The 12,077-nt window shown below is 65.5% G+C and carries 10 protein-coding genes and 1 pseudogene; 3 read left to right on the top strand and 8 right to left on the bottom strand.

The annotated features are described in order from the left end of the window. Positions 1–76: 76 nt before the first annotated feature. The 8 genes and pseudogenes from BH683_RS10365 to BH683_RS10400 form a co-directional block, all read right to left on the bottom strand. Positions 77–1,051 (bottom strand): 2-hydroxyacid dehydrogenase, encoded by a 975-nt coding sequence (locus BH683_RS10365; RefSeq protein ID WP_084836176.1) that lies wholly within the window; start codon positions 1,049–1,051, stop codon positions 77–79. Between the two features lie 17 nt (positions 1,052–1,068). Next, entirely contained in the window at positions 1,069–2,424 is a 1,356-nt protein-coding gene (gudD, locus tag BH683_RS10370) for a glucarate dehydratase (RefSeq protein ID WP_084836198.1), read from the bottom strand. Positions 2,425–2,450: 26 nt separating this feature from the next. Next, positions 2,451–3,088: pseudogene (locus tag BH683_RS10375) on the bottom strand (TSUP family transporter). A 74-nt stretch (positions 3,089–3,162) separates the two neighbouring features. Beyond that, on the bottom strand, positions 3,163–4,227 hold the full coding sequence (locus tag BH683_RS10380) for a dipeptide ABC transporter ATP-binding protein (protein WP_084836177.1): 1,065 nt from the start codon (positions 4,225–4,227) through the stop codon (positions 3,163–3,165). Further along, positions 4,220–5,242 carry an ABC transporter ATP-binding protein gene (locus BH683_RS10385; RefSeq protein WP_084836178.1) on the bottom strand — a complete coding sequence of 341 codons (1,023 nt, stop codon included), beginning with the start codon at positions 5,240–5,242 and terminating at the stop codon, positions 4,220–4,222. The genes BH683_RS10380 and BH683_RS10385 overlap by 8 nt, the downstream gene beginning before the upstream one ends. Further along, a complete protein-coding gene (locus tag BH683_RS10390; RefSeq protein ID WP_084836179.1) occupies positions 5,239–6,255 on the bottom strand; it encodes an ABC transporter permease in 1,017 nt (338 codons plus the stop codon). Before BH683_RS10390 ends, BH683_RS10385 begins: the two co-directional genes overlap by 4 nt. Before the next feature lie 9 nt (positions 6,256–6,264). Beyond that, positions 6,265–7,191, bottom strand: coding sequence for an ABC transporter permease (locus BH683_RS10395; RefSeq protein WP_084836180.1), 927 nt, complete (start codon positions 7,189–7,191; stop codon positions 6,265–6,267). An 86-nt stretch (positions 7,192–7,277) separates the two neighbouring features. Then, positions 7,278–8,837 (bottom strand): ABC transporter substrate-binding protein, encoded by a 1,560-nt coding sequence (locus BH683_RS10400; RefSeq protein WP_094647391.1) that lies wholly within the window; start codon positions 8,835–8,837, stop codon positions 7,278–7,280. A 382-nt stretch (positions 8,838–9,219) separates the two neighbouring features. On the opposite strand from BH683_RS10400, the gene BH683_RS10405 reads away from it, so the two are divergent. The 3 genes from BH683_RS10405 (at position 9,220) to BH683_RS10415 (ending at position 11,908) form a co-directional block, all read left to right on the top strand. After that, on the top strand, positions 9,220–10,242 hold the full coding sequence (locus tag BH683_RS10405) for a 2-hydroxyacid dehydrogenase (RefSeq protein ID WP_084836182.1): 1,023 nt from the start codon (positions 9,220–9,222) through the stop codon (positions 10,240–10,242). Further along, positions 10,239–10,634 (top strand): universal stress protein, encoded by a 396-nt coding sequence (locus tag BH683_RS10410; protein ID WP_084836183.1) that lies wholly within the window; start codon positions 10,239–10,241, stop codon positions 10,632–10,634. Before BH683_RS10405 ends, BH683_RS10410 begins: the two co-directional genes overlap by 4 nt. Before the next feature lie 221 nt (positions 10,635–10,855). Further along, positions 10,856–11,908: an IS30 family transposase gene (locus tag BH683_RS10415; RefSeq protein ID WP_246833120.1), complete on the top strand. Its 1,053-nt coding sequence runs from the start codon at positions 10,856–10,858 to the stop codon at positions 11,906–11,908. Positions 11,909–12,077 lie beyond the last annotated feature (169 nt).

Consider the following 12,077-nt stretch of genomic DNA (forward strand, 5'->3'; position numbering starts at 1 on the left):
CACGAGCACGGTCAACGCACGCAAGGGCACGGTCAGCGGTTGTTTTGCCCTGGTCGACGGGGTTGGGTCGGGGTGGTCAGCGGACTGTGCGGGCCAGGGACAGACCGCGGTCGAGGCGGCGGATGTTGTCGGCGATGTCGCGGACCCGGCCGACGAAGGTATCTCTGGTGATCCCGGACGAGTGCGGGGTCATCAGCAGATTGGGCAGGTCGGCGAACGGAAGGTCGCCGGGATCGCCGTCACCGTCGGGACCAGGGTAGGAGTACCAGACATCGATGGCCGCGGCGCGGATGATGTTGCGCTGCAATGCATCGTAGAGGGCCTGCTGTTGCACAAGCGGTCCGCGGCCGACGTTGATCAGGACCCCGTCACTGCCGAGGGCCGCGAACTCGGTCGTGCCGATCATCCCGCGGGTGTGGTCATTGAGGGGTGCGGACACGACGACGATGTCGGACTCGGTCATCAGGCGGTGCAGGCCGGCGGCGTCAGCTGCCCACGACAGCCCGACGGCCGCAGCGTCGACGGCGCCGCTGCCAGTCACAGCGGACCCGGTGCACCCTAGACCGCGGAGCAGCTTCCAGCTCTTCGAACCGATGTGCCCGAATCCGACGAACCCTATGTGAGCCCCGTTCATCGACAGAGGCTGTGGGAGCGCGTCGTCGTACACGGAGGTCGACCAGGTGCCGCGGCGAAGGGCCCTGTCCTGGGCAACGAATCCGCGCCGCAGCATGATCGCAGTGGACAGAACGTACTCCGCGATCGAGTCCTCATGGTGAAAGGTGTTGGCAACCTTGGTGCGTGGATCGAGCGAAGCGAAGGCGATGTTGTCGGTACCTGCTCCGGCAACATGGACCAGCTGCAGCCGGGGTGAGGCGGCGGCCATCGCCGCGGTGAACTTGCCGCCGACGTAGACATCTGCGGTCGCCAGATCGGCGATGATCGCGGCTTCGTCGAAGACTTCGTGCCAGATCAGGTCGGTGTGTGCGGGAACCAGGCCCTCCAGGAGCTCCCGGTGAGGCAACAGATTACGGTCGCCGATGACCACGCGCATGAGTTGTGCCGATCTGGTCAGGCCCGCACGAGTGCGGGACGTTTGCTGTCGAAGGTCCAGTTGGGCACCAGGAACTGCATGCCAACTGAGTCGTCGCGGGAACCAAGGCCTTCACGCAGGTACAACTCGTGTGCGGCCTCCACCTGGTCCATGTCCAGGTCGACGCCGAGGCCCGGCCGATCGGGAACGGCGAGGTATCCGTCGACGATCTCGTAGGGCGCCTGGGTGATCCGCTGGCCGTCCTGCCAGATCCAGTGGGTGTCGATGGCGGTCACGTTCCCCGGGGCGGCAGCGGCCACATGGGTGAACATCGCCAGCGAGACGTCGAAGTGATTGTTGGAGTGAGACCCCCAGGTCAGACCCCACGCATCACATAGCTGAGCAACGCGGACCGAGCCCGCCATCGTCCAGAAGTGCGGATCTGCGAGCGGGATATCGACCGCTCCGGACCGGATGGTGTGGCCCATCTCGCGCCAGTCGGTGGCGATCATGTTGGTGGCGGTGAGCATGCCGGTTGCGCGTTTGAACTCGCTCATCACCTCGCGACCGGAGAAGCCGCCCTCCGGGCCGACGGGGTCCTCCGCATATGCCAGCACGTCGCGCAGACCGCGGCAGGTTTCGATCGCCTCGGACAACAGCCATCCGCCGTTCGGGTCGAGGGTGATCCGGGCGTCGGGGAATCGCTCGGCCAGCGCGGTGACCGCGGCCGCTTCGTCACGGGGCGCGAGCACACCGCCCTTGAGCTTGAAATCGGCGAAACCGTACCGGGCTTGCGAGGCTTCGGCGAGGGCGACCACCGACTCCGGGGTCAGCGCCTCCTGGTGCCGCAGCCGGAACCAGTCGTCAGTCTCATCGGCACCGTCGGCGTAGTCGAGCCCGGTCTTGTTTCGGTCGCCGATGAAGAACAGGTATCCCAATGCCTGGACACGTTCGCGCTGTTGCCCGTCGCCGAGCAGGGCCGCGACGGGCACGCCGAGGTGCTGGCCGAGGAGGTCGAGCAATGCGGATTCGACCGCCGTGACGGCGTGGACAGCGACCCGGAGGTCGAACGTCTGGTTGCCGCGACCCGCGGCGTCGCGATCGGCGAAGGTGCGTCGCATGTCGCCGAGAACCGCGTTGTAGGCGCCGACCCCACGGCCGACAACCAATTGCCGGGCATCGTCGAGCGTCTGCCGGATCGGCTCGCCGCCAGGTACCTCGCCGACACCGGTGTTGCCGTCGGAGTCGGTGATGATCACCAGGTTCCGGGTGAAGAACGGCGCATGCGCACCGGACAGGTTGAGCAGCATGCTGTCGCGGCCGGCGATCGGGATCACTCGCATATCGGTGACGACGGGCGCGCCGCGGCTCGCCGAGTTCGGGTGTGTGGTCATTCTTCCGGCCTTTCGAGTGGTGGTGATCATAGAATTTGCTGTCCGATGAGCAGGACGGCACCGACGGATGAGATCCCGATCGAGAGCCACCGCAGACGTGCGGGGTCGAGGACCCGGTTCACGAAACGCGATGCGACGTAACCCAGGACGGTGGCCGGGATGAGCATCACGAACATCGTGGTGTTCTGCCGCTCGATCGCCCCGGCGGCTGCGAGGACCGCGATCGACATGAGTGAACCGACCAGAAAGAAGGCGCTCATGTTGCTGCGGAGTCGGGCGCCGGTCGAGCCTTGCAGCACCAGTGCCATGGGTGGGCCGCCGATGGAGGTGGCCGTGCCGAGAAGTCCCGACGCCGCGCCCGCTGTGGCGAGATTGCGGCGTAGCGGCTGCGGCCCCATCCCATCGTCGCCAGCACCACCCCGGCCAGTACCACCCCGGCCAGCAACAACGAGAGCCCCCGTTCGGGGAGGAGTAGCAACAGGGCGGCACCTGCGAGCGTGCCGGGCACCCGGCCGGCCAACGCCCAACCGGTGCCACGCAGATCGAGACTCTGCCGCTCGCGCATCACGACCAGCAGGGTGACGACGACCGCCGACATGATGAGGGTGCCCGGGATCAGACTCGGCTCGATCAGCGCCACGATCGGGGCCGCGAGCATGCCCATCCCGAACCCGATCGACGCCTGCACGCAGGCGGCGGCGAAGACCGCCAGTGCCACCAGTGAAAAGGCGGCGACGCTCACCCGACCGCAGTGGGTATGCCCAAGGACACGGAGCCCCGGGGATGGAAGCACTCCGCGATGTGGGACGGTTCGCTGAGCTCGGCGCGGATCGACTTGCCCGGTGCCACGTCGGTCGCGACGGGTGGCGCCGACTCCGCGCATTCGGCTGTGGCATGCATGCAGCGCGTGCGGAATCGGCAGCCCGACGGCGGGTTCAGCGGCGACGGGACCTCGCCTTCGAGGATGATGCGCGTCCGGCGGGTGCTCGGGTCGAGCGTCGGGGCCGCCGACATCAGCGCTTCGGTGTACGGGTGCAGAGGTTTGTCGAAAACTGTTTCGGTCGGCCCTGTTTCGACTATCCGTCCGAGGTACATCACCGCGACACGGTCGGCGACGTGCCGGACGACCGACAGGTCGTGCGAGATGAAGATGTAGGAGATCCCCAGTTCCTTCTGCAGGTCGTTGAGGAGGTTGAGCACCTGCGCCTGGACGGAGAGGTCGAGTGCGGACACGGGCTCGTCGCAGATGACCACCGACGGGTTGAGCGCGAGCGCACGGGCGATGCCGAGCCGCTGCCGCTGACCGCCTGAGAACTCCTGCGGCGAGCGGTGTTCGTCGCTGGGCCGCAGTCCCACCAGATGCAGGAGTTCGCGGACCCGGGCGGCCCGGTCGCGCTTCGACTTGTAGAGCGTTTTGTGCGTCCGCCATGGCTCGGAGACGATTTCTGCTGCGGTCATCCGGGCGTTCAGCGAGGCGTACGGGTCCTGGAAGACCATCTGGACGCGGCGCCGCAGGGCGAGCATGTCCTTGCTGCCGAGGGTGTAGGGATCGACGTCATCCCAGCTGACCGTGCCGTCGTCTGGGCGCTCCAACATCATCAGCGTCCGGGCGAGGGTCGATTTGCCGCAACCGGATTCGCCGACGAGGCCGAGGGTCTCACCGCGGGCGAGATCGAGGCTGATCCCGTCCAGGGCGCGAAGCTGCGTCTTCCCGTCCTTACCGGCGGGCACCTTGAACGTCTTGGTGAGATCCCGGACTTCGAGAACCTTCGATTTCTTGGCGACCTGGGTTGACTCAGACATTGCCGACCTCCTCGGTGAAATGGCACGCTGCCGAACGCCCGGTGTCGAGCGACTGCAGTGCTGGGCGTGTGGTGCGGCAGATCTCCTGTGCCAGTGGGCATCGCGCCTGATACACGCATCCGGTGGGGATCGAGTGCAGATCCGGCGGGGTGCCGCCGATGGACTTGAGATCCTCGCCCCGCTTGGTGTGCACCGGCACCGAGTCGAGCAGGCCTTTGGTGTACGGGTGTCGCGGGTTGGCGAACACCTCCGAGACCGGTCCTGTCTCGACAACGTTGCCCGCGTACATGATCGCGACCCGATCGGCCTGCTCGGCGACGAGCGCAAGGTCGTGGGTGATCAGGATGACCGCCATGTCGAACTCGCTCCGCAGATTCTGCAGCAGCGACATGATCTGCGCCTGCACGGTGACATCGAGAGCGGTGGTCGGTTCGTCGGCGAGCAGCACCTTGGGGCTCAGGGCCACGGCCATGGCGATCAGCAACCGCTGCCTCATACCGCCGGAGAACTGGTGCGGGTAGGAGTCGATCCGAGATTCCGGTTCAGGGATCCCGACGTGTTCCATCAGCCGGATTGCCTCGCGTTTGGCGGCTTTGGCCGACATCTTGCGATGGATCCGGAACGGTTCGGCCAGTTGCGTGCCGACCGTGTACACGGGATTGAGTGCGGTCAACGCATCCTGGAACACGATCGCCAGTTCGGTGCCAGCGACGCGTCGGCGCGTTCGTTTGCTAGCCGTCGTCAGGTTGGTCTCGCCCAGCAGCACTGTCCCGTCGGTGATGTCGGCGATGGGGTCGAGCAACCCCACCAGCGCCTGAGCGGTCATGGATTTGCCGCACCCGGATTCGCCCAGCAGGGCCAGCGTCTCACCACGGCGGGCGATGAACGACACGTGGTCGACGGCGCGCACCACACCGGTAGGGGTGCGCAGGTCGACGGTCAGATCCGAGACGTCGAGCGCGATGCGGTCGTCGGCGGCTGTGGCGGTCGGGTTGTCGATGGCGGGTGCACTCATGCGACTGCCTTTCGTGAGGAGAACAGACGGCGGCGGGCACGCGGCACGGTCAGGCGCCAGCGCTGACCGGGATCGGTGGCGATGCGGGCCCAGGCCGCCAGGATGGTGGCCGACACGGTGGTCACCACGATGGCCAGGCCGGGGAAGAACGAGAGCCACCACGCGGTCTGCAGATAGGTACGTCCCTGCGAGACCATCAGGCCCCAGCTGATGTCCGGGGGCTGGATGCCGATGCCGAGGAAGCTGAGCGAGGATTCGGCCAGCATCACGAAGCAGAAGTCGAGCGTGGCGACGGTCAGCAGGGTCGGTAGCAGGATGGGAAAGACGTGCGAGCGGATGATCGATCCACTGCTCGCGCCGAATGTCCGTGCGGCGTCGACGAAGATCCGGCTCTGCAACTCGGCCGACTCGGCCCGGGCGGTGCGCAGGTAGATAGGGATGCGGGTGAAGGCCAGCACCAGCACGATGTTGGCGGCGCTCGGCGAGAACACGTAGAGCACGACGACGGCCAAGAGCAACGACGGGAAGCTCATGATCACATCGGCGACGCGCATCGCGGTGGTCTCACGCCAGCCGCGGTGGTAACCGGCCCACATGCCGATCACCGATCCGATGATGCCCGAGATGACCACGGCGGGCAGGGCGACCATCATCGTCGTCTGGCACGCGACGATCAGCCGGGCCAGCATGCTGCGGCCCAGCGGGTCGGTACCCAGCACGTTCATCCAGCCGGTGTCGAGGTTGAACGGGGCCAGGTTCGACTCGTCCAGATTCTGGTCGGTCGCGGCGTTGCCGACCAGCCACGGCCCGAAGACGGCGACCAGCAGGACGAAGGTGAGGATTCCTGCGGCGACGGTGGCCATCGGGTCCCGCAGCAGCAGACGCCAGAGCGGCATCTTGCCGGACGGGACCTTGCCGGTGGCGACGGAATCGCCGGCGAGGTCGGTGGGTGCGACCAGAGACCCGGTGGGGTCGGTGACGGTGGACTCGGTGGGTCCGGTGGCAATCGACATGTCGTTCTCCTAGACCTTGACCTTTTCGCGGACCCGGGCATCGAGCAGCGCGTATCCGGCGTCGATGACGACGTTGAGGATGAAGATGCTGACGGCGGTCAGCAGGACCGCGGCCTGCAACACCGCGAAGTCGCGTTGCAGGATCGAATCGATCATCAGCTTGCCGATGCCGGGCCACCCGAAGATGGCCTCGACCACCACCGCGCCGTTGACCAGGGCGACGGCGAGGTCGCCGGCGACGGTCAATGCTGGTGCGGCGGCGTTGCGCAGGGCGTGGTGGGTGACGACCCGGAAGTCGCCTGCGCCCTTGCTGCGGGCGAGTCGGACGTAGGGTGCCGACAGGGCCTGCACCATCGCTCCGCGGACGACCTGGGTCAAGACACCCAGCGGCCGGATCAGCAGGGTCGCGATCGGCAGGATCCACGACAGGGTGCTGCCGGTGCCCGAGGTGGGCAACCACCCGAACACCACGGCGAAGATCCAGATGCCGGTGATGGCGAACCAGAAGTCAGGGACGCTGGCCGCTGTCATCGACAGCAGTGACGAGAAGCGGTCGGCGAGGGAGTTCGGCCGCAGGGCCGCCCAGCATCCGAGGATCACTGCCCCGACGATGGCCAGCAGCATGGTGAAGAACGCGAGCTGCAGGGTGGCCGGGAACGCGCGCAGGGCCATTCCGGCGGCGGACTCCCCGGTGCGCAGTGACTCGCCGAAGTCCAGGTGGATGACGCCACCGAGATAGTCGAGCATCTGGTTCCAGACGGGCTTGTCGAGGCCGTTCTCGGCGGCGAACTCGGCGCGCTGGTCGGGGGTGGCGGAGACCGGTAGATAGAGATTGGTGGGGTCACCGGTCAATCGGGCGAGCAGGAAAACACCGAAGAGCACCACCAGCAGAGGGATGAGGCTGGTGTACATGCGGCGTCGCAGGAAGGCGAACATCTCTCACCGCTTTCTCGGTTGAGTGGTACTGGTCATGGTGGGTCCTTCGAGTGGGCTGAAAAACGCGAGTGGGCTCACGGCGGGTGTCAGTCGTTGCCGGATGCGGTGGCGTGGGTCATCTCGGCGAGGCGCATCTCGTCGCCGGTCGCGGAATTGGGTTGGTAGGCAACGGTCGGTGCCTTGGCGAGCACAGCATTCATGTGCGCGATGTAGGCGTACTGCCGGATCAGGCGAGGCTCGTCGGCAAGTACCTCGGCAAACGCGTCCTGACGTGCGTCGCCGATCTGTTCCTGTGCATTCTCGATCTCGCGGTCGAAGGCGGCGGTGCCGTAGGTGCTCTGGTAGCCGTCGCTGAGTAGGTACTGCTCCGCGGTGAACTGGGCGTCGCCGGCCTGGTTGCCGTGCTGGATCATCAGGATGACCGGGCCTTCGTCGGGGAAAGGGCGGATCTGGTAGAGCATCTGGCCCGAGGTGTCCATCATCTCGATCTTCACGTTGAGGCCGGCCTGGTCGAGGGAGTTCTGGATGACCTCGATGGTCTCGTTGATCTTGGGGAACATTCCCGTCCGCCCGATCAGTTTGATCTGTTTGTCGACCGGGACACCGTCGGCCTTGGCCTCTGCCACAAGCTCTTTCGCCCGATTCAGATCGTAGGGGGTGGGTGTGATCTCGTCGTTGAACCCGACGATGCTCGGACCGACGAGTTGCGATGCCGGATCCCCGAGGCCGCGGAACAGGGCCTTGATGATGCCGTCACGATTGACCGACAGGTCGATGGCCTCACGGACCCGGTAGTCGTCGAGCGGTGGTTCGTCTGCCTGCATCCGCAGCGCGGTGGTCTCGTTGTTCGGGTAGGAGACCCCGAGGTCGCCGGCACCGTCCTCGGGGCCGAGGTAGGTGGCGATCTCCGCTTCATCGTTGGTCACCATCGCGGCCCGCACGCTGCCCTCGGTGCGCCACTGGTACACCGCCCGGGTGTATTCCGGTGTCGGGCCGGAATATTCGGGGTTCAGTGCGAGCGCCAGCTTCTGGCCCGCGTCCCAGTAGTCGACGAGGTAGGGGCCGGTCCCGATCGGGATGCGTACCTTGTCGCCGGCATCGGTGGTGGCGGGGACCATCTCGATGAACGAGATACGGAGCGGCAGAATGGGATCAGGTGTCGGTGTGGTGACTGTGACCGTGGCGGGATCGGTGGCCTCGACGACGAGCTCGTCGTCGCCGAAGACGTAACCGTCGACCTCGCACCCGATCGAAGAGTTGATGGTGCGGTTGATGGAGAAGGCGGCGTCTTCGGCGTCGAACGTGGTGCCGTCGCTGAACTTCACTCCTTGGTGGATGCGGAACGTCCACGTGTTCGGTGAGGTCTGCTCCCAGGAGTCGGCGAGCTTGGGTTCGAGGTCCCCGCTGTCGGGATTGCGCTCGATGAGGGGCTCGGTGATGTTGGAACGGACCACCGGTCCGGTGGCGGTCAGCGAGGCGTCGCACGGTTCGAGCGTGGGCGGCTCCTGGGGGAGCACGATGCGGAGGGTGTCGGGGTCGGCGGCGTCGGTCTGTGTCGTGTTGGCGACAGAACATCCGGTGGCGAGTGCGGCGACTGCGGCGGCAGCCACGACAGCGCGCAGGGTGCGTCGGGAAGCCGGCTGCATCGGGGCTGCGGCGTGCATGGTTCCTCCGTTGTGAAGATGAATCGCGTCGGTCGTCGGACGCTGCCGTTTGTGACGGTAGCCACAACGTAGGAGTGCTCCGAGAACGCGTCAACAGGCCAAAACGCCTGGAAAAGGCCCTTTTGGCCGATGATGACCATCACCGGTGCGCCCAACTGGTGACTTGAATCACTGTAAATATACTGCGTGACCAGCCAGTTCCCCGAATGGCTCGGAATGCCCGATGGGCGGCGCCGAGCGAATCATGCCGTTTGGGTATCAGTTGATGTTATTTACGAGTTGGACAGGTATTCCTGAGGCGGCATACCGTACCTGTAGCCCAGTGGTGGACCACGATGGTTCTGCCCTGCCGTCAGGAGGCGCGATGGTCAACACAGCAACAGCCGCGACAAGAGATGCGAAATCGGTTGTGAATCAAGCTGATCGGGTGCTCCAAGTCGGACCGCTGAAGCCTTCACTCGCCGAGTCGCTTGCCGTCGACCACGACGCGATCCTGCTGCCCACCGACGACACGAGGGCGACGTTCCTCGCCGAGCACGGAGCCGCTGTTCGCGCCGTGGTCACCTCGGGACGCACCGGGGTCGACGCCGCTCTCATGGCGGACCTGCCGAACCTCGGAGCGATCGTGCATTTCGGTGTCGGCTACGACACCACCGACGTCGAGCTCGCGGAACAGCGCGGCATCGGGGTCAGCAATACCCCTGACGTCCTGACCGACTGCGTGGCGGACACCGCCGTGGGACTGCTCATCGACACCCTGCGCGGCTTCTCCGCCGCAGACCGCTTCGTCCGGGCGGGCCGGTGGCCGCGCGAAGGCAACGTCCCGCTGTCCCGCAAGGTGAGCGGTGCTCGCGTCGGCATCATCGGCCTCGGCCGGATCGGTGCAGCCATCGCCGACCGGCTCGTCGGATTCGGCTGCGACATCGCGTACCACAACCGCAACGAGATCCCGGGTTCGCAGTTTCGATATGCAGCGTCCCCGGTGGAGCTCGCGGCGTCGGTCGATGTGCTGGTGGTCGCCGCGGCAGGCGGCAAGGGCACGCGAAAGTTGGTCGATCGCGAGGTGCTCGAAGCACTCGGTCCCGACGGCTACCTGATCAACGTCGCCCGCGGCAGTGTCATCGACCAGGAGGTGCTGGTGGAGCTGCTGACCTCCGGTGGCCTCGCCGGTGCCGGCCTCGACGTGTTCGCCGACGAACCGAATGTGCCGGACGAACTCCTCGATCTCGACAACGTCGTGCTCCTGCCCCATGTGGGCAGTGGGACCACGCAGACCCGTGCGGCCATGGAGGCGCTGACGTTGGCGAACCTGAACGAGTATCTCGAGCGCGGGACACTCACAACCCCTGTGCTGCAACCGAAGTCCACGTCAGGAGTTAACTCATGAGTGTCGTCTTGAGCTATGTCTCGTCCGTCGAGGGCCGCGGTGCGCTCAGCTTCGGCTTCGCGGAGGCCCGCATGCGTGGCACTGACCTGCTCGTCATCGCCGAGGACGACAGCGCTGCGACGCCCGAGTTCGACCTCGACCTGACCGCCGCTCGCCACGCCGCCGACGCGGCGGACGTCGTGGTCAAGCTCGAGCCGAATGACCCGGACCTGTCCCATGCCGACAACCTGATCGACGCGTCGTACCGCGATGACGTCGAGCTGATCGTCATCGGCATCCGCAGACGCTCGCCCGTCGGCAAATTGTTGACCGGCAGTGCCATGCAGCGGGTCCTGCTCGATGCCCAGTGCCCCGTCACGGCCGTCAAACCCCCGGTGCGCTCGGCCGTCTGACCGGAACTGGTGGGTTCTGGCGAGCGTTTGCCCAGGCAAATTCATACGGTCAACGCAACACTGACTGCTTGGAGGTTGCGATGGGTAGACGTCCGTTTGATATTGCTATTCGGTTTGGGTTCTTCGATCTGCTTTGTACGGGGTCGACGAAGGATTTTGCGGCTCGGGTAATGGGCGTGTCGAACAGCACTGCCGACCGCTGGTGGGCGAATGCTGGCGGCATGACACTGATGAAGGGCGGAGTAGGCGGCCTGGCGGTTGTGGTCGACGACGATGGCACTGAGACGCGTGGGCATCGACTGGGGTTGGGCGAGCGGATCGAGATCCAGTCGGCGCTGCAACGCGATCTGGGCGTCACTGAGATCGCGATACTCATAGGTCGGCCGCGGACGACGGTGTGGCGTGAGATCGGCCGCAACTCGAACGCCGACGGCACGTATCACGCGCTGATGGCGCACCAGCGATCCAAGGTCAATGCGTTGCGGCCTAAAGCATTCAAGCTCGATGGCCACCCCGAACAGCAGATGATAGAAGACTCATTTGACGACGGGTGGAGTCCCAAGCTTGTGTCGCATTCGCTCAAGATTCAGTTCCCCAACGACAAGGCGCATCAAATTAGTTACGAGACGCTGTACAACACGTTGTACGTCCAGTCGCGTGGGTCGTTGCGGGCGGACCTGTACAAGACTCTGTCCACCAGTAGGCCGGCGCGCAAGTCGCGAATCAGCGCGAGTCGACAGGGCAAAATCTACGACAAAGCCCTCAAGATCGTTGACCGCCCTGACGTGAAAGATCGCAAGGTTCCGGGGCATTGGGAAGGTGACCTGATCATGGGGTCCGGTGGCACAGCGATCGGGACGTTGGTCGAACGAACCTCCCGGTTCGTGATCTTGCTGCACCTGCCGGGCAATCACCAAGCCGATACCGTTGCTGGCGCGATGATCACAGCGATGGGAGACTTGCCCGCCCACATACGGCGATCCATTACCTGGGATCGCGGCACCGAGCTCGCCGCCTACGACCGGATTCAGCTCGAACTCCAAGCGCCTGTGTACTTTTGCGATCCACACTCACCGTGGCAGCGCGGTAGCAACGAGAACACCAACCGGCTTCTGCGCCACTGGTTCGCCAAAGGCAGCGACCTGAGCGTGCACACCGCAGCCGACGTCGCCCGCGTCGCTGCGACCCTCAACAGACGGCCGAGGGAAACCCTGGAGTGGAAAACTCCGGCCCAAGCCTTGACGGAACTACTTGCCGTACACGCCGCCGCCTAAGTACATCCATACCCCGTCCCTGCCCTCGAACCGGAAGCAAGAACAACTACCCCAAGCCACTCCACAGGCGACGCGGGTCGATCACCCACGCCGCCAGCCCGGAGTCTTCCAAGCCCATCAAGAAGTCACCGCTAAGACCAGCTCGTTGCGTTGACCACTTGACTTTGCC

Source organism: Williamsia sp. 1138 (genome assembly GCF_002095435.2).
Lineage (GTDB): Bacteria > Actinomycetota > Actinomycetes > Mycobacteriales > Mycobacteriaceae > Williamsia.

Excerpts from the sequence above, each read along its gene's own strand:
- BH683_RS10365 (WP_084836176.1), bottom strand. The coding sequence starts at position 1,051 with ATGCGCGTGGTCATCGGCGACCGTAATCTGTTGCCTCACCGGGAGCTC.
- gudD (WP_084836198.1), bottom strand. The coding sequence starts at position 2,424 with ATGACCACACACCCGAACTCGGCGAGCCGCGGCGCGCCCGTCGTCACC.
- BH683_RS10380 (WP_084836177.1), bottom strand. The coding sequence starts at position 4,227 with ATGTCTGAGTCAACCCAGGTCGCCAAGAAATCGAAGGTTCTCGAAGTC.
- BH683_RS10385 (WP_084836178.1), bottom strand. The coding sequence starts at position 5,242 with ATGAGTGCACCCGCCATCGACAACCCGACCGCCACAGCCGCCGACGAC.
- BH683_RS10390 (WP_084836179.1), bottom strand. The coding sequence starts at position 6,255 with ATGTCGATTGCCACCGGACCCACCGAGTCCACCGTCACCGACCCCACC.
- BH683_RS10395 (WP_084836180.1), bottom strand. The coding sequence starts at position 7,191 with ATGTTCGCCTTCCTGCGACGCCGCATGTACACCAGCCTCATCCCTCTG.
- BH683_RS10400 (WP_094647391.1), bottom strand. The coding sequence starts at position 8,837 with ATGCAGCCGGCTTCCCGACGCACCCTGCGCGCTGTCGTGGCTGCCGCC.
- BH683_RS10405 (WP_084836182.1), top strand. The coding sequence starts at position 9,220 with ATGGTCAACACAGCAACAGCCGCGACAAGAGATGCGAAATCGGTTGTG.
- BH683_RS10410 (WP_084836183.1), top strand. The coding sequence starts at position 10,239 with ATGAGTGTCGTCTTGAGCTATGTCTCGTCCGTCGAGGGCCGCGGTGCG.
- BH683_RS10415 (WP_246833120.1), top strand. The coding sequence starts at position 10,856 with ATGACACTGATGAAGGGCGGAGTAGGCGGCCTGGCGGTTGTGGTCGAC.